Below are 21,936 nucleotides of genomic sequence, written 5' to 3' on the forward strand. Positions count from 1 at the left end.
GTCAACTGATGGTGATCCGGAAGAGCTTGTCGGATCCGTCCGGCTGGTTGCCGTTGTTGTCGCAGTTGGTGGTGGACAGCCACAGCTGGTCGGCGCCCGGCACCTTGGTCACGGTCCGCAGCCGCCCGTAGGTGCCGACGTAGTACGCCGTCGGGGTGCCGACCGTCTCCGCGTTGCCGTTGATCGGGATCCGCCAGAGCCGCTCGCCGCGCAGGGACGCCATGTAGACGACGTTGCGGACGATGGCGATACCGCTCGGGGAGGCCTCGGAGACGTTCCAGGTGGCCTTGGGGTTGGTCATCCCGGCGACCGAGCAGGTGCCTTCGCAGGTCGGCCAGCCGTAGTCGGCGCCCGGCTTGATGAGGTTCAGCTCGTCCTTGGAGCTGTTGCCGAACTCGGCCTCCCACAGCCGTCCGTTGCGGTCGAAGGCGAGGCCCTGCGGGTTGCGGTGGCCGAGGCTGTAGACGTAGTTCCCGAACGGGTTGCCGGGGGCCGGCTTGCCGTCCGTCGTCATCCGCAGGATCTTGCCGTTGAGGGAGTTCTTGTCCTGTGCCAGGTCCGGTGTCTGGGCCTCCCCTGTCGAGACGTAGAGATAGCCGTCCGGGCCGAAGAGCAGCCGTCCGCCGTTGTGGTAGCGGTTCTTCTTGATGCCCTGGAGCAGGATCTTGTAGTCGCCGAGTGTGCTGCCGTCGTAGGTCATGCGGACGACCCGGTTGCCCTCGTCGGCGGTGTGCATGAAGTAGACGTAGTGGTTGGTCTCCCATTTCGGGTCGACGGCGACGCCGAGCAGGCCGCCCTCGCCGTTGGTGGTGACGGCGTTCGGGACGGTCCCGACCTGGGTCCTCGTACCGTCCTTGGTCACCTTCCAGACCCGGAAGTCGTCCCGCTCGGTGACCAGCGCGGTCTTGCCGTCGGGCATCCAGTAGGTGCCCCAGGGGATCGTCCAGCCGCTGGAGAGAGTGGCGATGGACGACGGCACCCCGCCGTCGGTGGCGCAGGCCTTGGTGGTGAAGGTGACGGCGTTGCTCGGCTGGGAGACGTTGCCGGCGGCGTCCCGGGCGACGACGTCCAGGGTGTAGGGGCTGTCGCAGGCCAGACCGGTGAGGGTGGTGGTCGTGGCGCCGGTGACCGTCTTGTAGACGGTGTCCCCGCTGCGGATGTCGTACGCGGTCACCGCGCGGTCGTCGGTGGACGCGCCCCAGGTGAGGTCGACGGTGTTCGCCGTGATGTCGGCCGTGGTGAGGGTGCCGGGCGCGGTCGGCGGTGTGGTGTCGCTGCTCGGTTTCGTCGTGCAGTCGACGACGGGACTGGCCGGCGAGGTGTTGCCGGCCGCGTCCCGGGCGATGACGGTGAGGTCGTAGGTGGTGTTCGGGGCGAGCCCGGTGAGGGTCTTCGACGTCGAACTCCCGGGCGCCTCACCGATCTTGTTGCCGTGCTCGTAGAGGTCGTACGCCGTCACGCCCACGTCGTCCGTTGCCGCGCCCCAGGCGAGGGTGAGGGCGTCCTCGCCGATGTCGGAGCAGGACGGCTGGCCGGGGCGGGTGGGGGCCTGGGTGTCGGCCGGCGCGCCGACGCTGATCCGGTCCAGGTTGGGGCCGCCGTCGGCGGTGGTGGCGGTCGCCCGGATCTTGTTGCTGCCCGCGGTCAGCGGCACGTTGACCGACTTGGTCACCCAGGTGTTCCAGTCGGCGGTGGCCGGGAAGGAGACCGCGGAGGCGACGACCGTGCCGTTGACGGAGATGTCCATCGGCCGGTCGGCGGCGGTGCCGTTGGCGAAACGCAGGGTGAGCGACGAGGTGCCCGCGGCGGCCGCGCTCACCGTGAACTCCACGTACGAGCCCTTGATGTTGGTGTAGTCGACGAAGCCGGTACCGGTGTAGCCGGTGTGGTTGGTGGCGACCGTGCCCTGCGAGATGGTGGCGTCCTCGGCCTGGTAGTCGGTGGCCGCGAGCGCGGTGCCCTGGCTCAGGCCGGCCAGCGGCAGCGCGAGCACCGCGGCGAGGCCGTAGGGCAGAACTCTCCTGAGATGCATGGGGGTTGCTCCCTCTCAGCCCGTGTACTGGGCGAAGACCTTGAGGTAGTCGTACGGCTGCTGCGACACACCGCTGCAGGCGTCGCCGTCGGTGCCCGAGCCGCAGGCCCGGTCGCGGTTGACGGCCCAGTAGGTGAGGCGGCCGATGTGGTGCTGCTGGGCGTAGCCGAGCATGGTCCTGAAGTCGGCGACGCGGACCCGTTCACCGGAGTCGTCGGTCGTGCCGTTCATCGAGGACAGCCCGATGTGAGCGTAGGCGGTGGCGTCGCTGTAGCCGTAGGCCGACTTGACCTTGGCCTTGAGCCCCTCCATGGCCTGGGTGGTGAGAGTCCCCATGTTCGTGGACCCGCCGCCGAAGTCGAACGGCATGATGCACCAGACGTCGTTCGCCAGCCCGGAGTTGGCGGCCCGCTTGATCATGTCGGCCCCTGTGGAGTCCGGGCCGCTGGTCGTCGTCCCGAAGGTGATGACCGTCTTCAGGCCCGAGTTGTTCGCCTTGACCGTCTTCAGCGCGTCGACGACCCGCTGCCGTACGGTCGCGTTGGACCACTCGGTGTTCTCGATGTCGATGTCGAGGGCCTTCAGCTTGTAGGCGTTGATCACCTTCTGGTAGGCGCCCGCGAGCGCGGCGGCGCTGGAGCACTTCTCGCCGAGCTTGTCGCCGCTCCAGCCGCCGACCGACACGACCACGTCTCCGCCGGCCGCCCGGATCGCGTTGATCTTCGCCTGGTCGTCGCCTCCCGTGAGCGGACGCGACCCGTCCCACTTGGGGTTGCAGGTGCCGTCGGAGAGGACGAAGGCGAGGGTGAACCACTTGACGCCGGTCGCCGACATCACCGAGGTCGGGTTCTGCGGGCTGCCCCAGCCGAGGTACTCGTAGGGGGCGACGGCGAAGCCCGGTGAAGCGGCCGCGAGCTCGGCGGAGTTGACGGGCTTGACGCGGATCAGGCGGGTCTCGCCCGGGCGCAGGGTGGCGCTGTAGGAGTTCGCGATCACGCCTTTGTGGGAGCCGGACCACAGGTCGGTGACATCACCGGAGCCGGAGAAGCCGACCTGCGACCAGTCCACGCTCACCGTGGAGTTGCCGGAGGTCCCGGTGTTGAAGAGAGCCACGACGTACTGGCCGTCGCTCTCCTTCTTGCTCCACACCTGCTGGACCCCGCTGTTCACGATCCGCTTCGCGGCCACCCCGTCCTGGTCGACGCCGATCAGCCGGTCGTTGGTGAGCATCGCCTTGTCAACGGTGTCGAGGTGGGTGAGGTCGGTGCCCAGAAGCAGCGGGGCCGCCGCCATCGACCACAGCGTGAAGTGGGAGCGGCGCTGGTCGGCCGTGAGGCCCACCTGGTCGCCGTTGCCGAGCTCCAGCGAGTCCAGGTCGTTCCAGCCGCCGGGACCGGCGTACGGCTGCCAGGAGGCGGCCGAGTCGAACCGCTTGGACACATGGGACCAGTCGGTCAGCGGATAGCCGCTGCCGTTGTCGCCGGGCCCGCAGTAGCACTCCACATCGCCCTGGGTACGCCAGCTGTTGGCGAGCCCGCGCCAGGTGGTGGCGTCGGCGATCGGAAGGTTGTTGGAGAGGGCGAAGTTGATGGGCCGTCCGCTCGCCCGCAGCGCCTTGTCCCAGGCCTGGACGTCGGACACGTCCTGGCTGCCCACGCCGTCGATCTTGAGATAGTCGACACCCCAGGAAGCGAACTGCCTCGCCCAGGAGTTGACGAACTCCTGCGCGCCGGGCTTCCCGTAGTCGATGTAGTACATGTTCTTGCAGTTGTAGTTCTTCTCCGTCTTCGAGGTGTCCGCGATGTCCTTCGCGTGGTACGACGTGCCCTCGATCGGCGTGTTCTTCAGGACGGCGTTCTTCGCGATGCCGGGTGTGACGTAGAAGCCGAACTTCAGGCCCTTGGAGTGGACGTAGTCGGCGACCGCCTTGATGCCGGAGGGGAACTTGGCGGTGTCGGCGGTCCAGCGGCCGTAGGAGTCGACGACGAAGCCGTTGCTGTCGCACTTCTGCCAGAAGTCGTCGAGGTTGACGTACACGAAGCCGTGGTCCTTCAGGCCGCTGGAGGCCAGTGCGTCGGCCTGGGCCTCGATCTTCGCCTCGGTGGGCTGGCGGCGTACGAAGCTCCAGCTGCTCCAGCCCATGGCGGGACGGGCCGCCTGGCCGTTGTCGGAGGCGGCGGCCGGCTGGGCGGCGGTGCTCAGGAGCGGCACGGCGGCCGCCACGAGCAGACCGGCCACCGCGGCCGTGAGCGTTCTGACGCGTTTCATGACTGTCCCCCGTTCGCGGGTGTGGCGTACGACGTCCCGATCCACGCCTCGTCGATCCGCAGCCGCTGGTACCGGGTGGAGTCGGTGGCGGCGGCCCAGGTGCTGTCGACTTCGAGGCGGACGTAGCGGGCGGTGGCGGCGGTCAGGTCGATGCCCTGGATGCCACGGCGGCTGGGAAGCTGCCCGGACTTGACCGGGCTCCCCCAGTCCGTGCCGTCGTTGCTGACATACACCTTGTAGTCCTTGATCCGCGCCGACTGCTCGGTGTCCGAGCGGGCGTAGGCGACCGAGTCCTCGCGCTGGTTGAGCCCGAGGTACTGCACCTTCCTGGCCGAGCCGAGGTCGAAGGTGAGGTTCACGGGCAGCGTCTTGTTGTTGTCCCAGTAGGTGAGGTAGTCGCCGTCACCGGCGGCCGATCCGGCGTGCCCGCTCGCGGCGGCGCTCGCGCTCACCTTGACTCCGGTGAGGATGCCCTGGCGGCCGGCGGTGGTGACCTTGAAGACGGTGTCGTACGGGTCCCAGTCGCCGAGCCCGGTCAGGGTCAGCACACCACCGGACTGCGACCACGAAACCGCCTTGCCGGTACGGAGGTTGGTGACCGAGGCGATGCGGTAGCCGTTGTCACGGAGGCGCAGGGTGCTGGTGCTGGGCGGGGTCAGGACGTGGATGTACTGGCGGTTCGGATCGGTCTTGGCGACGGTCGTCACGCCGTGGGCGCCGTCGTTCCAGAAGCCGGGTTTGAGGCCGCCGTACATGTAGCCGCCGCCCTCGGTACCGTGCAGGGACTCCCAGATGGGGTCGAGGTAGCTGTTCGCGAAGGTGTTGAAGGCGGCCTGGTTGCTCGGGAACTTGCCGTTGACCTGGGCGGTCTCCGCCATCAGGGCCTTCACCGAGGAACCGGCGTTGGTGACGAGCCGCCCGAGGGTGAGCGCGCGGTCGACGGTCGGGTCCGAGCCGTCGTACCACCAGGCGCCGGTCGAGGGCAGCTTGAAGTCCGCCTCGGTGAGGCGGGGTTGGGCGGTGTAGACGGCCTGGGGGTAGTCGTAGGCCGGGGTCATGCCCGTCTTCTGCTCATTGCTGATCATGTCCATGATCGGCGTGTCTTCGTTGTTGTTGCTGAGCGTGTAGTTCGGACGCTTCTGGTAGATCTGCTGGTAGAGGTCGTGGCTCTCCCAGTACGCGTTGTCGTTGTCGATCCAGAAGCCGCCGAGGTCGGGATAGCGGTCCATGACCTCGAAGAAGTTGTCGTAACTGAACTGCCCGAAGCCGTCGTTGGTGGTCAGGTCGACGTTCTTGCCCTTGTAGGCGGAGTAGGCGGCCGAGTCGAGCCACTCGTGACCGCCCTCGTCGTGCCACTGGGGGTCGTTGGTCATGTAGAGGATGACCTTCATGCCCTTGACCTTGGCGGCGGTGATCAGCTCGCCGAGGAAGTCCCGCTTGGTGGCGCAGGAGCCGGGGATCTTGGAGGGCCAGGGGCGGGCGTAGCCGAGGCGGCTGTGGAAGGTGGCGAGGACCAGGTACTGGGTGTGCAGCTTCTGGGCCTCGTTGACCCAGTAGTCCGGGGTCCAGCCGCCGCTCGTGACATCGTTCTCCCAGGCGGTGCAGCTGGTGTGGGCGGGGGCGGTGCGCAGGCCCCAGTGGAGGAAGAGGCCGCCGACGGAGTTGCGGAGGAAGTCCTGGCGGGGGTTGTCCAGGTCGAGCGGCTTCGCGGCCGCCGTGCAGTCCTGGGTGCCGGAGACGCGCAGGGCGCCGCCGGAGGTGTTGTGACCGTCCGTCAGGCAGGCTCCGGTGACGTCCTGAAGGCCGATGTCGTACGGCGAGTCGCCACCCTGCTGCGCGGTGAACCGGGTGAGGCGGAGGTCGCTCGCCGCGTTGGCGATGAGCGCCGGTCGGCCGTCGTCCGACGCGAACTTCACGCTGCTGTCCGTGAACCGGACGTGGTCGGCGTTGTGCAGGTACCAGCCGTAGGCGGGCCGGGTGCCGATGGCCTTGGGGTTGTAGTCGTTCGGGTCGTTGCTGGGCACGCCCGTGGACATGGTGCCGTTGCCGCCGGGGACGGTGATGTCGACGTGGTTGAACGTGACCCCGCTGATGCGGTGGCCGCTCTCGCCCCACAGGGTCGGGCTGAAGGAGGGGCTGTTGCCGGTGGCGGTGATGTCGTCGTACGTGACGTCGCTGATCGATCCGACACCCGGGCTGTTCCCGCAGCGTTTCCTCGTCCCGATCTTCTCCATGATCGGCGAGTGGACGTTCGTCATCGTGATGTCGCGGTAGTGGACGTCGGAGATCTTCGCGCCGTCCATCGAGACCATGCCGAGGCCGGACTTGTCGGCGCCGTCGATGCGGATGTTCTCGAACTGGTAGTCCGAGAAGTCGCCGCAGGTCTCGGAGCCGAACATCAGGGCGTTGCAGCACTTGGCGCCGAGCGTCGAACCGCTCACGCGGACGTGCCCGTTGGGGAGCTTGGCGCCGAGCGCGTAGTCGCTCTTGAAGACCAGGGCGTCGTCGTTGGCGTGGATGGTGGCGTTGGTGATCGTGGCGTTCGTCGTGGAGATGACGTTCCAGCCGTCGCGGTCGCTCGCGGTGTCGATGGTCAGGTGGTCGGAGGTCACGTTGGTGCAGCCGTTGATCAGGGCCCCGAAGTGCCCTCCCCGGCGGAGTGTGAGGCCGTCGCCGATCCGGAGGCCGTCGCACCTGGTCAGCGAGATGATCTTGTCGGCCTCGCCGGTCTTCGGGTTGCCGGTGATGAGGTTGCCGGCGCCGTCGATGACTCCCTGGCCGACGAAGCCGATGTCGGTGAGCTTGTCGCCGTAGATCATCGCGTCGTGGAAGTGGCTGTGGCCGTAGTCCTGGTAGGCGTCGTACGGGTTGGACTCCGCCTTGTCGTAGGTGTCGGCGCTGGAGCCCTGGAGGGTGGCGCCCTTGTCGAGCTGGAGCGTCACATGGCTCTTCATGTGGAGGGTGTTCTTGGACTTGTAGGTGCCGGCGGTGAAGCGGACCGTGCCGCCGCCCGCCGCGTTCGCCGCCGTGACGGCCTTGTCGATGGCCGGGGAGTCGTTGGCGGAGCCGTCGCCCTTGGCGCCGTAGTCGCGTACGTCGAAGACGGCGGCGGGGTGGGGTGCGGCGGGCGGGGCGGCGAGGGCCGCCGGGTGGGAGAGTCCCAGCACGACGGCGAGGACGAAGAGGACGATCGCGGCAGCACGGTGCCGTGGAACGGTGGGGGGCTTCATATGACGGTTCCTCACACCAGTTGGTAGCCGCGGAGATTGGTGAGCAGGAGGTAGGTGTCCTGCAGGGAGCCCGAGGTGTCGCCCAGGGAGCGGTAGATGCCCCACTTCGGGCGGACCCGGTCGGCCAGGAAGGTGTCGACGCCGGTCTTGGAGGCGTCGATCACGGTCGAGCCGCCGGACTTGAGGATCCAGCGGACCGAGCCCGCAGAGCCGTTGCCGACCTTGATCTGGAAGTCGACGTCGGTCCAGTTGTCGTGCAGCGGGTCCAGGTCGGTGCGGCCGACCAGGATGTCGTCGATGGCGAGCCTGAGTTCGATGGTCTGCTTCCCGTTCACCCGCCGCAGGGACTGCACGACGATCGGCGAAGTGCCGCTGCCGGGCTGCTTCATCTGCATGATGTGCGTGAAGGTGGTGGTCGCCTTCAGCGAGCTCGGGATGTACATCGAGTAGGTGACCCGCCAGGTCTGGCCCTCGTTCCACTTGAGGTAGCTGCTGGAACCCGTGCGCAGGCCGGTGACCTCCTGGCGCTGGCGGTCGGTCGAGGTGTCGCGGTCGACCGTGTGCATGTTGAAGCGCCAGTTGTTGCCGGTGGCGTAGATGTGCGGATGCCCGGCGGGGTGGGAGTCGGCGCGGTCGTCCTCGACGGTCTCGAAGGCGCCGAGCCCGTCACTGCTCGCCGACGGCTGCCACTTGAGCTGCCAGGACGCCGCGTGCGCGGTGGTCGCGGGCAGGCCGACGGCCGCCGCCGTGGCACCGGCGAGCGCGGCGCCGAGAACCGCCCTTCTGGATGTCGTGCTCATGACACTGAATCTCCTCGCAGTTGCTCGTTCATGATCAGGAAGGCCCCGAGGCCATGGAGGTCGTTGGTGGCCCGGGTGCGGGCGACGTAGTACGCGTAGTCGCCGACGTTGGTGCCGACGGAGATGTCGGCGAGATCGGTGCGGCCGTCCGGGCCCACCGACAGCCTGGCGAGAACGCCCTGGTAGCCGTGGCGGGCGACGTCCGCGTAGTGCGGGTCGAGGTAGTGCTGCTGGGCGCCGCGCGAGAGGGCGTAGGTGAACATGCTGGAGCAGGAGGTCTCGGTCCAGTCGTCGCTCCGGCCGCCTTTGTCGATCACCTGGAACCAGCGCCCGGTCGCCGGGTCCTGGTACTTCTCCAGGGCCGCCGCCAACTTCTGGAAGATGGAAAGGAGTTGAGGGCGCCGTGACTGGTTCGCCGGGACCGCGTCCAGCACGTTCACGACTGCCATCGCGTACCAGCCGACGGCACGGCACCAGTGCTCGGGCGCGAGCCCGGTCGCCGGATCCGCCCAACTCGCCGTCTTCGACTCGTCGTAGGCGTGCTTGAGCAGGCCGTTCGCGACCTGGAGATGGCTGCCGTAGACGTAGAGCTGCTTGGCCGCCTCGTCGTCGGTGTACGCGCTGTCCCCGAACTCCTTGCCGTACTCGACGAGGAACGGGTTCACCATGTAGACGCCGTCCGCCCAGAGTTGGTGCGCGCGGCTGGAGTTGTCCGCGTGCCAGAAGCCGCCGTCGGCGGTGCGCGGGTAGGTGTCCAGGCGGTCGCGGATCTTCTTCGCCGCCTTGCGGTAGCGGTCCTGGCCGGTCTCGTGGTGCAGGATCACCAGGAGGCGGCCGGCCTGCATGCTGTCCAGGCTGTTGAAGGACTGGTCGATGGATCCGTCGCTCTTCACGAACCGGTCGACGTAGCTCTTGACGTAGGTGAGGTAGCGGGGGTCGTGGGTGCGCTTGTAGGTGAGGTACTGGCCGTAGAGGTAGAGGCCGACGGGGTAGGACCAGCCGCCGATGGTGGCCGGGGTGTAGCGGGCCATGATGGAGTCGACGACCGCGGTGGACCAGTCGGGGGCGGCGGCCGGTCTGGTCGCTCCGGCGGCCGGGGTGTCGGCGACGGCGGGCGGGGGTACGGCCGCGGGGAGCGCGGCCAGGGCGACGGTGGCGAGGGCGACAGCCGCGACGGCGGCTCGCAGGCGTTTCATGGTCCTCCTTCTCCTGACCGACCGACCAGTCGGATGGGGTTCGAGCAAGATCCGCGGCGCAGTGGACGCGGTGTCGCCCGGCTCGGTCCGCCCCAGTGCGTGCGCCGACTGAAGGGGTGCCGGTCGTAGGGGTGCCGGTCGTAGGGGCGCCGGTCACAGGGGTGTTCGGCGGTGACGGTCACGGGGTGGGTCAGCGGTCGCCCAGTGTGTATCCGGTCACTTCCAGGGCGGTCTCCACAACCTGGCGACCAGGGCCTTGCCAGACCTTTTCATCCGATGTCTGCAGAACGGTGGTTTCCGGTAGACAGCCCTCGGGGGTCGTCTCGTTCATGGGCGCGTACCTGCTTTCCTGAGGTTGGGGGGTCTCAGAGCGCAGAACAGGGAGTCACGTTCACAGGGATCCGCTGGAAAACCCACAGAATGGTTCACATCCCTGTACCGGGTTCAGCGATACGTCCGACGGTGCGAACCAGAGTCCCGGCAGAAGCAGGCCGCGGTCAATGGTCCGGACCCATGCCGTGGGATGCGTTTCCGGCCAATCTCCGCCGCCGATGCCTGACCCGTCGGTCAGTTCCGGCGGATTCCCCGGTCAGGAATGCATCTCGCCTCGTGATCGTTGACGATGGGAGTACCACCTGTCGACAACCTAAGGATCGAGAGCTCGTGAGCAGCAAGGTCCCCCCGAAAATCCTCAACAACGGCGTCGAGATGCCCCAGCTGGGCTTCGGCGTGTGGCAGGTGCCGGACGACGAGGCCGAGCAGGCCGTCGCCACGGCGCTCGAGGCCGGGTACCGCAGCATCGACACAGCGGCGATCTACGGCAACGAAGAGGGCACCGGCAAGGCCATCGCCGCCTCCGGTGTGGCCCGCGAGGACATCTTCGTCACCACCAAGCTCTGGAACGCCGATCAGGGATACGACGCCACGCTGCGCGCCTTCGACGCGTCGCTGGCGAAGCTCGGTCTGGACTACCTGGACCTGTACCTCATCCACTGGCCGCTGCCGGCCCGGGGCAAGTACATCGACTCGTACAAGGCGTTCGAGAAGCTCTACGCCGACGGCCGGGTCAAGGCGATCGGTGTCTCCAACTTCCTTCCGGAGCACCTGGAGCGGCTGATCGCGGAGACGTCGGCCATCCCGGCCGTCAACCAGATCGAGCTGCACCCGCATCTGCAGCAGCGCGTGGCGCGGGAGTTGCACGACGAGCAGGGCATCGCCACCGAGGCCTGGTCGCCGCTGGGCCAGGGCAAGGGGCTGCTGGAGGTGCCGGCGATCGTGGCGATCGCCCAGAAGCACAACCGCACGCCGGCCCAGGTCGTGCTGCGCTGGCACATCCAGCTCGGCAACGTCGTGATCCCGAAGTCCGTGACGCCGTCCCGGATCAAGGAGAACATCGAGGTGTTCGACTTCAGCCTGGACACCGAGGACCTCGCGGCGATCAGCGCGCTCAACGAGGACCGGCGCATCGGCCCGGACCCGGCCACCTTCGACATCGGCTGAACCGGCACCCGCCGGGCGGCAGCCCGGTTCGCGAACGGCCGTCCCGTCGTGCGTACGACAGGACGGCCGTCGGCGTTCCCGGACCCCGCACTCCGCATCCCCGCCTTCCCCGTGCGGGGATGCCGGCTCCCCGTGCGGGGCACGTCAGCCGGGGTGCACATCGGCGTGGAGGACCTCGAACTCCTCCAGACCGACCACGGTCACATGCGCCTTGGCCGCGTCCTGGCGGCGGGCGGCGGCCTGGCCGGCCCTGGAGGCGGCCATCGAGGCGCGGTCGACGAAGAGCGAACCGGCCATGCCCCGGCCGCGCTCCCGGTCGACGAACACGGCACACCGCGCGAACCCGGGCAGCGTCTCCAGCCGGGGTATCGCCGAGGATCGGAACGTCTCGGCGAACAGGTCCGCGTCGATCGGATCGAACTCCACCCTGGTGATCCGCAGACCACCGCCCACCCTCGGCAACTGCGCCGAGTGGAAGACGGCCACCTCGTAGTTCTCGACCGCGACGGTGCCCGCGAACGGCTCCAGCATCGGCCCGCGCCGCTCGCGCATCACCTGGTCGCTGTTGCGCCGGGCCTCCTCGGAGCCCCACCAGCTCACCGCGAGCAGTTTGCCCAGCTCCCGGTCGACGAAGACGCACGCGCCCCGGTACTCGGGACGTTCCTCCAGCAGACTGCGTCCCTCGCTGTTCAGCGCCCTGACGGCGGCTTCGATCCGCGCCGGGTCACCGGTGACGTAGACCGTGCGTACATACATGACCCCTCGCCTCCCAGGAGCCATCGGAGCCACCGCTCAACCCCCGCACGGCTCCTGCATAAATGTTCGGAATGTCCTGCCCCACCAGTTTCCCCCTGTGCTCATATCGTCGCAATGCGCAATAAATAACCTACTTCTCATCCAAGGGTTGACGCGGACATGCAGTCGGGTCCACCTTGTACGGCACCCGGTCAGGAAACTTTCCTAACAGAAGGGGACCCCCCACAGTGCGCATCCGAACACTGACCCTTGCCGCGGCCTCCGGGGCCGCACTGCTGGCCGCCGGAGTACTCCCCGCGAACGCGTCCGGCGCCACCGTTCCCAAGTCCGCCCAGGAGGGCTCGGTCAGCGCGGCGAGCCTGCTCGCCAAGGTGACGTCCTGCTCCCAGATCTCGAACGGCAAGTACAAGACCGACGACGAGACCTCGGCCACGATCCCCGTGTGCGGCAAGAACGGCGCGGTGTTCTGGAAGGCCGACATGGACATCGACTGTGACGGCCAGCGGACCACCAACTGCAACGAGGACCGCGACCCCTGGTACCAGGACGACACCGCGTTCCACCAGTCCGACGGCAAGCCGCTGAAGGCCGAGTCGCTGCCCTACATCGTGGTGCCCAGCTCCAGCAGCATCTGGAACTACTCCAGCGCCGGCATCAAGGGCGGCGGAGTGGTGGCCGTGATCTACAACAACAAGGTCGAGTACGCGGTGGTCGGTGACACCGGCCCCACGAAGATCATCGGCGAGGCCTCGTACGCCACCGCCAAGGCCCTCGGTATCGACCCCGACCCGGCGACCGGCGGCGCCGACTCGGGCGTGACCTACATCCTGTTCAAGAACTCCAAGGTGTCCCCCATAGAGAGCCACAGCGCGGCGGTGTCCCTCGGCGACCAGCTGGCGAAGCAGTTCCTCGCCGACAACTGACCGAGGCCGTTCCCCGCCGGCGTCCGGTCCCGGGGATGGCGGGCGGCCCGGTACCGATGCGGTACCGGGCCGTCGCGGCAGATCAGTTGGGCTGCCCGAGCGGCCGTACGACGACGGTGTTGACGTCGACGCCGGCCGGCTGCCGGATCGCCCAGACCACCGAGTCGGCGATCTGGTCGGCGGTCAGCAGGCGGCCGGGCGGCAGGCTGCCGTTGCCGTCCCAGAACGGGGTCTCCACCCGGCCCGGCGCGACCAGGGTGACGCCGATGCCGAACTCGGTGACCTGGCGGCGGGTGTTCTCCGCGAGCCCGGTGACCGCCCACTTGGTGGCCCCGTACAGGTTGCCGGGCGTGTTCACGAACCCGGCGACACTGCCGACCAGGACGATCCGGCCCCGGCTCTCCTTCAGGGCGTCGACCGAGGCGCGGATCAGCAGCGCGGGGCCGAGCACATTGGTGAGGACCATCTCGGCCCACCCCGCCGGGTCACCCTCGGCGACGGTGTCGTGGGTGGCGAACCCGGCGTTGGCGACGACGGTGTCCAGACGGCCGTACGCCTTGAGTGTGCTGTCGACCGCGGACCTGACGTCCTCGTACTCGGCGGCGTCACCGACGATCGTCAACAGGCCGTCCGGCTCGCCGAGTTCCTCGGCGAAGGCACGCAGCCGCGCCGCACCGCGCCCGGTGACGGCCACCCGGTGCCCGGCGTCCAGCAGTTGGCGTGCGACGGCGGCGCCGATGCCGCTGCCGCCGCCGGTGATGAGCGCGACCGGAGAGTCGCTCATGATGTCCCCCTGGTGTCCGGTGATCGATGAACCGTCGGAGTCCATCACTTCGAGCGCTCTCGATGTCAAGGGCCGGACCGGCGCTATACGGGCCGTACCGCCGTGTGGACCGTCCGGGCGCCGAGGACGAACAGGTCGGACCTGCGGTGCAGGCTCGCCGGGTCGGCCGGGTCGAGAAGGCGGTCCAGGATGGCGCGGTCCTCGGCGTCGAGTCCCTCGCCGACCGTGTCGCGCAGCCGGGAGAAGATCTCGACGGCGTAGGTACGGGCCGGCTCGGAGGCCGGGGCGGGCAGGTCGATGAGGAAGCTGCGGCTGCGGGTGTACTTGAGCCCGGCGGCCGCCAGCAGCGCCGGCCAGTCCTCGGCCTCGGTGACCGAGTCGGGCAGTTCGGTGCGCATCCGCTCGAACCACTCCTCCAGCATCGCGTCCAGCCGCGCCTGGAGGCCGGGCCTGCCGATGCCGATGTCACGGGGCAGGAAACGGCTGGGCAGGCCGCCTTCGAGGATGGCCAGGGTGCCCCCGGGGGCCAGCCGCTCGGCGAAGGCGGTGAGCGCGGCCCGCTGGTCACCGAGGTGGTGCAGGCTGTGCCCGGCCCACAGGAGATCCGCCGGGTAGTCCAACTGGTCCAGCACGCCCGGGAGTTCACCAGCGAGAACACCGAAGCGGTCGCCCACGCCCTGCCGCTCGGCGCGGGCCCTGGCCCGGTCGAGGAGCGGTTCGCTGCCGTCCACGGCGAGCACCCGCGCATCGGGGAAGGCCTCGGCGAACAGGCACGACACCACCCCGGGCCCGCTGCCCAGGTCGACGATCAGTCCCGGCTCGGTGACCTCCTTGCCGAGCCAGCCCAGGACGTTCTCGTAGAGGGGCGCGAAGAGCTCCGCCTGCGACTCCAGGTGCCCGGCCATCTCGCCCCAGTCGATGTCCGTGTGGGAGTGCGAGTGTGTGTGCTCGCGCTTGTGCTGGTGATCGTGCTGGTGATCGTGCGCCATGGGAGCAGCCTCTCGTCCGGGTGCCGTCAGCGTGCTCCGGCACACCGCCCGGAGGCCAGCCGTGTTGCCGGTGCGGCAAAAAACCTGATGCGTACGGCAAGGCGGCCGGGCCACGATGACCGGATGGACGACGAGCTGGTGGAACGCTTCCTGACCGACGGCTTCGTGAAGATCGAGGGCGCGGTCCCGCCGCGGGTCGCCGAGGACTGCGCCCGGCTGCTGTGGCGGGAGACGGGGTACGACCCGGACGACCCCGGCAGCTGGCAGGACCCGGTGGTGTGGGTGGCCGGCATGACGCAGGGCCCGTTCGCGGCGGCCGCCAACTCCCCTGAGCTGCATCGGGCGTTCGATCTGCTGGTGGGCGAGGGCCGCTGGGTGCCACGGTATTCGCTGGGGAGTTTTCCGCTGCGGTTCCCGCACCCGGAGGAGCCGGACGACGCCGGCTGGCACATAGAAGGCAGCTACCTCCCGGACGGCGTCGAGACCCGCTGGTACCACACGAACCTGCGCTCCCGGGACCGCGCGCTGCTGATGCTGTTCCTCTTCTCCGAGGTGACCGAGCAGGACGCGCCCACCCGTATCCGCGTCGGCTCGCACCTCGACATCCCGGCGGTGCTGGAGCCGTACGGCGAGGAAGGCGTGTCGATGCTGGAGATCGCCCCGGAGGTCGTCGAGGCCTCCGCACACCGCCCGCTCGCGTACGCCACCGGCCGCCCGGGTGACGTCTACCTCTGCCACCCCTTCCTGGTACACGCGGCCCAGCCGCACCACGGCACCCGCCCCCGCTTCCTGGCCCAGCCACCACTGATGCCGGCCGCCCCCTACGAACTGGAGCGGCCGGACGGAGACTACTCACCGGTGGAGATTGCGATCCGCCGGGGCCTTCCCCGCGCCCTGTAGGGGCGCTGGGGGCACCCCCGGCCGAAGGCTGGGGGAGGAACTGCGCGACCAGCCACACACAGCCCGCAGCTCCCCACCCACCCGCTATGACAGCGGCGGATACGCGTTGGCCATCAGCTGCTGAAACTGCGCGGAGAACCAGTGCCCGGACAACGGCGCGTTCGGCAAGGCACCGGACATGTTGTTCCCGTTACGGGCGTTCCCCGTGTACGTCGGGTCGCACATCTGGTCGAATCCCTTGCCCTCGTCGTTCGGGATGGCCGAGCTGGAGCCGTCGGACTCACCCGGCGGCTTCATCCACACATACGCGTCGATCCCGGCGGCCGGACTGGCCTGCGGGCGCTCGCCGAGGCCGGCTCCGGCCTGGTTGCACCAGTTGCCGACGTGGATCCGGCGGTCGTAACGCCCGCCGTCGACATACGCGTCCACGCTGGTCGTCGGGCCGGGGCCGGCCGGCCTCGCGCTGCCGCCCCAGCCGTTGCGGGAGGTGTCGATCAGCATGCCGATACCTGAGTTGAAGCCGACCGAGACCAGTTCCGTGCGGAACGCCTGGGCGAACGACAGCTCGTCGACGTAGCGGTTCCAGTCGACCCACTTGGACTGGCGGACGGAGGTGCCGTTCACCGAGTCGTTGATGGTGAAGTTGTTCTCCTTCAGGGCGCTGTAGTTGGCCGTGTTGGTGATGAAGCCCTGGACGTCGTCGACGGTCGCGCCCTCGCTGGTGGCCGCCTGCTTGAACAGGTTGGCCGCCGGGGCGAAGTTGTCGTCCCAGCCGAGCCAGCCGTGGTGGCCGGCGTCCAGGTAGTTGTAGACGTTCGGGATCGCGCCGAGCTTGGCCAGCGCGTAGCCGACGCCCTTCACGTAGTTGCCGTTGGCGAGCATGGTGTTGCAGTTGGCGGTGGCGGTGGCCCGGCTGCCCGTGTTGGTGACGAGGTTGGGCAGCGAGTCGATCTCGATGGTGGTGACGATCCGCAGCGAGGCGTACTTGGAGTCGGAGAGGATCGCCGCGATCGGGTCGATGAAGCCGGACTTGTACTTGTCGATCTCCGTCGGGCCGAGTTCGCCGTTGGACGCGAGGGCCGCGCAGTCACGTCCGGGCAGGTCGTAGATGACCAGCTGGACGACCTCCTCGCCGCTGCCCTTCTGCGCCAGCGCCGCGTCCAAGTGGTCGCGCAGTCCCATACCGCCATTGACGCCGTTGATCGCGGCGATGCGGTCGAGCCAGACGCCGGTGGGCTGGTTGGAGATCCGGCTGCCGCCGGTCTCGGCGGCGGCCTTCGCGGACCACTCCGGGTTCACGTACACCTTGGCGCCGGAGTACGGGTTGTCGACGCGGGTGCCGGTACCGCCGCCGCCCCCGCCGGAACCTCCACCACTACTCCCGTCGTCGACATTGCAGGTGACGCCGTCGAGGGTGAAGGCGGTCGGGATCGCGTTGGTGCCGCTGTACGTCCCGTTGAACCCGAAGCTGACCGAACCGCCGGTGGCCAGCGTGCCGTTGTAGGTCTCGTTGTTCGCGGTGACGGCGGTGCCGCTCTGGGTCAGCTTGGTGTTCCAGTAGCTGCTCACCGTCTGGTTCCCGGCGTACGACCACTTCACCGACCAACTCGACTTTGCCGCCGAGTTGTTGGTGACGGTGACGGCGGCGGTGAAGCCGGAGCCCCAGTCGTTCTGGATCTTGTAGTCGACTGTGCAGGGAATCGCGGAGATCGCCGCCTGGGAGGAGGGGGTCACGGCGACCGCCGGACCCGAGACCCCGGCGACGAGCGCCAGGGCGGCGAGTACCGCTGTTCTGGTACGACTCATGAGTGCGGGTTTCCTTCTTCCTCGGTGGAACTTCTTCGGTGGACGTGCTCAGGGGTTGATGGTCTGGAGGTGGTCGCGCAGCCCGACGCCGTACGCCGTGGGCGTACCGCTGTAGTCGGAGATCAGGGACGGGCCGGAGGAGCAGTCCCAGGTGTTCCAGGTCCAGCCCAGGTAGGAGAGGCCTCGGTCGTCGAACCACTTCATGACCTGGTCGACGAACGCGTGCGAGCAGGTGTTCTCACCGATCTCCCCGGCGACCAGCGGCACCTGGGCCGCGACCGGGGCGAGGCTGGAGTTCCAGCAGCTCTCACTCGCGCAGGTGTTGAAGTTGTAGACGTGGTACGAGGCGACGAGATTGCCGGCCGGGTCGGTGGGCCTGTACGTCAGCCACTGGCTGAGGTCGTTGGAGTACGCGAGCCCGCCGATCATGATGACGTTCTTGGCGCCGGCGGCCCGGATGCTGTCCACCAGGTCCTGCATACCGGCGACCTGGTAGCCGATCCCGGAGCAGGTGCCGCCGTCCCGCCAGCACTCCCAGGCCTGGGTGGTGGTGGCGGTCGCCCGGTCCGGGTAGGGCTCGTTGAACAGGTCGAACACGGCGGCCGGGTCGTCCTTGAAGGTGCCGGCCACCGAGGACCAGAAGGACGGGGTGTACTGGGCGTCGGGCATCGGCTTCTGGCAGGTGGCGTGCACGTCGGAGCAGCCCGCCGAGTTGCCGGTGTACTGGCCGTAGGTCCAGTGCAGGTCGAGGATCGGCGTCAGGCCGAACGACTCGACGCGGGACACCAGCTCCTTGACCGCGTTGATGTAATTGGCACCTCCGTACTCGGACTTGACGTTGGACAGACCGAGCCAGCACTCCTCGTTGAGGGGGATGCGGACGGCGTTGGCCTTCCAGTCGGCGATCGCCTTGATGGCGGCGTCGTCGACCGGGCCGTCCCAGATGCCGTAGCCCTGGACGCACATGAACTCGCCGCCGGAACGGTTCACACCGAGCAGGCGGTGGGCCGTGCCGTCGGCGGCCACGAGCTTGGCGCCGGACACGTGCAGGGCCGGTGCCGTCCCGGTGGCGGGTGGTTCGGTCGGCGTCGGGGTCGGAGTGGGCTCCGTGTCGACGTTGCAGGTCGTGCCGTTGAGCTTGAAGGTCGTCGGCACGGTGTTGCTCCCCGACCAGGAGCCGAGGAATCCGGCACTGACGCTCGCGCCGGTGGCTAGGGAGCCGTTCCAGCTCTCGTTCACGGCGGTGACCGTCGTACCGGACTGGGACCACTTGGCGTTCCAGCCCTGGGTCACCTTCTGGCCGTTCGCAAAGTCGAAGCCGAGGCTCCAACTGCTCACGGCGGCCATGTTGTTGGTGATGGTCACGGAGCCCTGGAAGCCGGTGTCCCACTGGCTGGTGACCGTGTATTCGACCGTGCACGCGGGTGTGGCGCCGGACGCCGACACCACCGGCACCAGCGCGGCCCCGACTAGGGCGACCGCACCGGTGACGGCTAAAAGAACTGAACGCGGGGGGTGTCGCATGAGCGACTCCTTGCAGCTCGGGCGCGTCGTGACCGACGCGTCGACTGAACGGAATCGCTCCCACTGGTGCGAAGGAAGGTAGCGCCAAGTGACAGCAAAGAACAGGGGAGTTGCTTGACTTTTCGGCGGGCGTATCCGTCGAATCTTTTCGACTCTTCAACCACCTTGACCGCCCCACCCCCCGTCTCCACTATGGGAGCGCTCCCACTGGTTCAAGCCTTGACTTCTTCCCCGAGCCGCAAGCGCAAGGAGGAACCAGCACATGCATCCCGCACATCCCGGAGGTCCCGTAAGGAGGCGCAGAGCCGTGCGGCGTTTGTGGACCGCCGTCGTCGCTGCCCTCGCCCTGCCGCTGTCGATGCTCGCCACCGGAACGACCCCCGCCCAGGCGGCGACGGTCCAGTGCAGCGTGGACTACAAGACCAACGACTGGGGCACCGGCTTCACCGCCGACCTCACCCTCACCAACCGCGGTACGGACGCGATCAACGGCTGGACGCTGACGTACGCGTACACGGGCAACCAGAAGCTGTCCAACGGCTGGAACGGCACCTGGTCCCAGTCCGGCAGCTCGATCACCGTGCAGAACGCGTCGTACAACGGCACGATCGCGGCCGGTGCGGCGGTGTCGACGGGCGCCCAGTTCTCGTACACCGGCAGCAACGCGGCGCCGACGAGCTTCGCGGTCAACGGTACGACCTGCGCCGGCGCGCACCAGCCGCCGGTGACCGTGCTGACCAGCCCGGCCGCGGGCGCGGTGTACACGCAGGGCGACGCGATCCCGCTGGCGGCGACCGCGGCGGCGGCCGACGGCGCGACGATCAGCAAGGTGGAGTTCTACGACGACACCACACTGCTGGGGACGGACACCTCGTCGCCGTACTCGCTCTCGGTCTCAAGTTTGACCGTGGGCAGTCATTCCCTGGTGGCGAAGGCGTACGACAGCCTGGGCGCGTCCGCGTCGTCCACGCCGGTCGGCGTCACGGTCGCCTCGGGTCCCGCGGTGGTCGCCTCGCCCACCCAGCTGGGCATCGAGCAGGGCGCGACCGGCAGCTTCGGGGTGAGCCTGTCGAAGCAGCCGAGCGCCAGTGTGACGGTGGCCGTGGCCCGTACGGGCGGTAATACCGGACTGTCGGTGAGCGCCGGTGCGTCGTTGACGTTCACACCGTCCAACTGGAGCACCGCGCAGAACGTGAGCGTGGCCGCGGACTCCTCCGGCACGGGCACCGCGACCTTCACCGCGTCCGCGACCGGTTACACCAGCGCGGCGGTGACCGTCACGGAGCTCACCGCGTCGAAGGCGTACGACGCCCGCTTCCTGGACCTCTACGGGAAGATCACCGACCCGGCGAACGGCTATTTCTCCCCCGAGGGCATCCCCTACCACTCGGTCGAGACGCTGATCGTCGAGGCCCCGGACCAGGGCCACGAGACAACGTCGGAGGCATACAGCTACCTTCTCTGGCTGCAGGCCATGTACGGCAAGGTCACCGGTGACTGGTCCAAGTTCAACGGTGCGTGGGCCCTCATGGAGAAGTACATGATCCCGACCCACGCCGACCAGCCGACCAACTCCTTCTACAACGCGGCCAAACCGGCCACGTACGCACCGGAGTTGGACACGCCGAACGAGTACCCGGCGAAGCTGGACACGTCGGTGCCGGTGGGATCGGATCCCATCGCCGCCGAACTGAAGTCCGCGTACGGTACGGACGACGTGTACGGCATGCACTGGCTGGAGGACGTCGACAACGTCTACGGCTACGGTGACACGCCGGGCGGCGGCTGCGAGGCGGGGCCGACGGCCGACGGCCCGTCGTTCATCAACACCTTCCAGCGCGGTGCGCAGGAGTCGGTGTGGGAGACGGTTCCGCAGCCGACCTGCGACGCCTTCAAGTACGGCGGCACCAACGGGTACCTGGACCTGTTCACCGGTGACTCGTCCTACGCCAAGCAGTGGAAGTACACGGACGCCCCGGACGCCGACGCGCGTGCGGTGCAGGCCGCGTACTGGGCGGACGTGTGGGCGAAGGAGCAGGGCAAGGGCAGCGACGTCTCCGCCACCGTGGGCAAGGCGGCGAAGATGGGCGACTATCTGCGCTACGCCATGTACGACAAGTACTTCAAGAAGATCGGCAACTGTGTGGGTCCGTCGACCTGTGCGGCCGGCACCGGCAAGGACGCCTCGCACTATCTGCTCTCCTGGTACTACGCGTGGGGCGGCGCGACCGACACCAGCGCGGGCTGGGCGTGGCGGATCGGGTCGAGCCATGTCCACGGGGGCTACCAGAATCCGCTCGCCGCGTACGCGCTGAGCTCGTACGCCGATCTGAAGCCCAAGTCGGCGACGGGTGCCACCGATTGGGGCACGTCCCTGACCCGGCAGCTGGAGTTCTACCGCTGGCTGCAGTCGTCGGAGGGTGCCATCGCCGGTGGCGCGACCAACAGTTGGCAGGGGCGGTACGCGAGCCCGCCGTCGGGGACGTCGACGTTCTACGGCATGGCCTACGACTGGGAGCCGGTGTACCACGACCCGCCGTCCAACCAGTGGTTCGGGTTCCAGGCCTGGTCGATGGAGCGGGTCGCCGAGTACTACCAGCAGACCGGGAATGCCACGGCGAAGACCATCCTCGACAAGTGGGTGGCGTGGGCGCTGTCCAAGACCACGATCAACCCGGACGGCACGTACCAGATCCCGTCGACGCTGCAGTGGTCGGGCCAGCCCGACACCTGGAACGCGTCGAGTCCCGGCTCCAACAGCGGACTTCACGTCACGGTCTCCGACCACACCGACGACGTGGGCGTGGCGGCCGCGTACGCCAAGACGTTGACGTACTACGCCGCCAAGTCCGGTGACGCGACGGCGAAGTCGACGGCCAAGGCGCTGCTCGACGGCATGTGGGACCACTACCAGGACAGCCTGGGGATCGCGGTGCCGGAGACACGGACCGACTACAGCCGGTTCGGGGACGCCGTGTACGTCCCGAGCGGGTGGAGCGGGACGATGCCGAACGGGGACGCGGTCAACTCGTCGTCGACGTTCGCCTCGTTGCGGAGCTTCTACAAGAACGACCCCGCGTGGTCGAAGATCCAGAGCTATCTGGCGGGCGGGGCCGCGCCTGTCTTCACGTATCACCGGTTCTGGGCCCAGGCGGACATCGCCTTGGCCATGGGTTCGTACGCGGAGCTTCTCGAATAGCCCCCGCCGGGCGCTCCGCGGGGTGGGCC

At 68.5% G+C, this 21,936-nt stretch carries 15 protein-coding genes; 4 read left to right on the forward strand and 11 right to left on the reverse strand.

Translation table 11 applies throughout. The annotated features are described in order from the left end of the window. Nucleotide 1: 1 nt before the first annotated feature. From ACIRR9_RS38035 to ACIRR9_RS38060, 6 genes are all read right to left on the reverse strand, one after another. Nucleotides 2-2,032, reverse strand: a complete 2,031-nt coding sequence (locus ACIRR9_RS38035) for a PQQ-dependent sugar dehydrogenase (RefSeq protein ID WP_403761749.1) — start codon at nt 2,030-2,032, stop codon at nt 2-4. Nucleotides 2,033-2,047: 15 nt separating this feature from the next. After that, entirely contained in the window at nt 2,048-4,300 is a 2,253-nt protein-coding gene (locus ACIRR9_RS38040) for an alpha-galactosidase (protein ID WP_403761752.1), read from the reverse strand. Continuing rightward, nucleotides 4,297-7,530 (reverse strand): glycosyl hydrolase family 28 protein, encoded by a 3,234-nt coding sequence (locus ACIRR9_RS38045; RefSeq protein WP_403761754.1) that lies wholly within the window; start codon nt 7,528-7,530, stop codon nt 4,297-4,299. The genes ACIRR9_RS38040 and ACIRR9_RS38045 overlap by 4 nt, the downstream gene beginning before the upstream one ends. Nucleotides 7,531-7,541: 11 nt before the next feature. Then, entirely contained in the window at nt 7,542-8,330 is a 789-nt protein-coding gene (locus ACIRR9_RS38050) for a Tat pathway signal sequence domain protein (RefSeq protein ID WP_403761757.1), read from the reverse strand. Next, nucleotides 8,327-9,526, reverse strand: a complete 1,200-nt coding sequence (locus ACIRR9_RS38055; protein WP_403761760.1) for a glycoside hydrolase family 105 protein — start codon at nt 9,524-9,526, stop codon at nt 8,327-8,329. The genes ACIRR9_RS38050 and ACIRR9_RS38055 overlap by 4 nt, the downstream gene beginning before the upstream one ends. Before the next feature lie 190 nt (nt 9,527-9,716). Beyond that, the gene (locus ACIRR9_RS38060) at nt 9,717-9,857 is read right to left on the reverse strand and encodes a pyrroloquinoline quinone precursor peptide PqqA (protein ID WP_403761763.1); all 141 of its coding nucleotides are present in this window, start codon (nt 9,855-9,857) and stop codon (nt 9,717-9,719) included. Between the two features lie 332 nt (nt 9,858-10,189). On the opposite strand from ACIRR9_RS38060, the gene ACIRR9_RS38065 reads away from it, so the two are divergent. Next, nucleotides 10,190-11,026 carry an aldo/keto reductase gene (locus ACIRR9_RS38065; protein ID WP_403761766.1) on the forward strand — a complete coding sequence of 279 codons (837 nt, stop codon included), beginning with the start codon at nt 10,190-10,192 and terminating at the stop codon, nt 11,024-11,026. A 144-nt stretch (nt 11,027-11,170) separates the two neighbouring features. On the opposite strand, the gene ACIRR9_RS38070 is transcribed toward ACIRR9_RS38065, so the two are convergent. Then, nucleotides 11,171-11,782, reverse strand: a complete 612-nt coding sequence (locus tag ACIRR9_RS38070; RefSeq protein WP_403761769.1) for a hypothetical protein — start codon at nt 11,780-11,782, stop codon at nt 11,171-11,173. A gap of 227 nt (nt 11,783-12,009) precedes the next feature. Here ACIRR9_RS38070 and ACIRR9_RS38075 point away from each other — a divergent pair, with 227 nt between their 5' ends. After that, entirely contained in the window at nt 12,010-12,705 is a 696-nt protein-coding gene (locus ACIRR9_RS38075) for a glycoside hydrolase family 75 protein (protein ID WP_403761772.1), read from the forward strand. 82 nt (nt 12,706-12,787) lie between these two features. Here the strand turns inward: ACIRR9_RS38075 and ACIRR9_RS38080 are convergent, their stop codons facing one another. Then, nucleotides 12,788-13,489, reverse strand: a complete 702-nt coding sequence (locus tag ACIRR9_RS38080) for an SDR family oxidoreductase (RefSeq protein WP_403761774.1) — start codon at nt 13,487-13,489, stop codon at nt 12,788-12,790. A gap of 83 nt (nt 13,490-13,572) precedes the next feature. Next, nucleotides 13,573-14,478, reverse strand: a complete 906-nt coding sequence (locus ACIRR9_RS38085) for a class I SAM-dependent methyltransferase (RefSeq protein ID WP_403761776.1) — start codon at nt 14,476-14,478, stop codon at nt 13,573-13,575. Nucleotides 14,479-14,601: 123 nt separating this feature from the next. Between ACIRR9_RS38085 and ACIRR9_RS38090 the strand changes: the two genes are divergently transcribed. Continuing rightward, complete coding sequence (locus ACIRR9_RS38090) at nt 14,602-15,378, forward strand: phytanoyl-CoA dioxygenase family protein (RefSeq protein WP_403761779.1); 777 nt, start codon at nt 14,602-14,604, stop codon at nt 15,376-15,378. Nucleotides 15,379-15,462: 84 nt separating this feature from the next. On the opposite strand, the gene ACIRR9_RS38095 is transcribed toward ACIRR9_RS38090, so the two are convergent. After that, a complete protein-coding gene (locus ACIRR9_RS38095) occupies nt 15,463-17,184 on the reverse strand; it encodes a glycoside hydrolase family 6 protein (RefSeq protein WP_403761782.1) in 1,722 nt (573 codons plus the stop codon). A 48-nt stretch (nt 17,185-17,232) separates the two neighbouring features. Continuing rightward, nucleotides 17,233-18,708 (reverse strand): cellulase family glycosylhydrolase, encoded by a 1,476-nt coding sequence (locus tag ACIRR9_RS38100; RefSeq protein WP_403761785.1) that lies wholly within the window; start codon nt 18,706-18,708, stop codon nt 17,233-17,235. A gap of 262 nt (nt 18,709-18,970) precedes the next feature. Here ACIRR9_RS38100 and ACIRR9_RS38105 point away from each other — a divergent pair, with 262 nt between their 5' ends. Next, nucleotides 18,971-21,907, forward strand: coding sequence for a glycoside hydrolase family 48 protein (locus tag ACIRR9_RS38105; protein ID WP_403761788.1), 2,937 nt, complete (start codon nt 18,971-18,973; stop codon nt 21,905-21,907). Nucleotides 21,908-21,936 lie beyond the last annotated feature (29 nt).

Source organism: Streptomyces sp. NPDC101234 (assembly GCF_044767525.1).
Lineage (GTDB): Bacteria > Actinomycetota > Actinomycetes > Streptomycetales > Streptomycetaceae > Streptomyces > Streptomyces sasae.

Coding starts and splice junctions, on each gene's coding strand:
- ACIRR9_RS38035 (WP_403761749.1), bottom strand. CDS start 2,032: ATGCATCTCAGGAGAGTTCTGCCCTACGGCCTCGCCGCGGTGCTCGCG.
- ACIRR9_RS38040 (WP_403761752.1), bottom strand. CDS start 4,300: ATGAAACGCGTCAGAACGCTCACGGCCGCGGTGGCCGGTCTGCTCGTG.
- ACIRR9_RS38045 (WP_403761754.1), bottom strand. CDS start 7,530: ATGAAGCCCCCCACCGTTCCACGGCACCGTGCTGCCGCGATCGTCCTC.
- ACIRR9_RS38050 (WP_403761757.1), bottom strand. CDS start 8,330: ATGAGCACGACATCCAGAAGGGCGGTTCTCGGCGCCGCGCTCGCCGGT.
- ACIRR9_RS38055 (WP_403761760.1), bottom strand. CDS start 9,526: ATGAAACGCCTGCGAGCCGCCGTCGCGGCTGTCGCCCTCGCCACCGTC.
- ACIRR9_RS38060 (WP_403761763.1), bottom strand. CDS start 9,857: ATGAACGAGACGACCCCCGAGGGCTGTCTACCGGAAACCACCGTTCTG.
- ACIRR9_RS38070 (WP_403761769.1), bottom strand. CDS start 11,782: ATGTATGTACGCACGGTCTACGTCACCGGTGACCCGGCGCGGATCGAA.
- ACIRR9_RS38080 (WP_403761774.1), bottom strand. CDS start 13,489: ATGAGCGACTCTCCGGTCGCGCTCATCACCGGCGGCGGCAGCGGCATC.
- ACIRR9_RS38085 (WP_403761776.1), bottom strand. CDS start 14,478: ATGGCGCACGATCACCAGCACGATCACCAGCACAAGCGCGAGCACACA.
- ACIRR9_RS38090 (WP_403761779.1), top strand. CDS start 14,602: ATGGACGACGAGCTGGTGGAACGCTTCCTGACCGACGGCTTCGTGAAG.
- ACIRR9_RS38095 (WP_403761782.1), bottom strand. CDS start 17,184: ATGAGTCGTACCAGAACAGCGGTACTCGCCGCCCTGGCGCTCGTCGCC.
- ACIRR9_RS38100 (WP_403761785.1), bottom strand. CDS start 18,708: ATGCGACACCCCCCGCGTTCAGTTCTTTTAGCCGTCACCGGTGCGGTC.
- ACIRR9_RS38105 (WP_403761788.1), top strand. CDS start 18,971: ATGCATCCCGCACATCCCGGAGGTCCCGTAAGGAGGCGCAGAGCCGTG.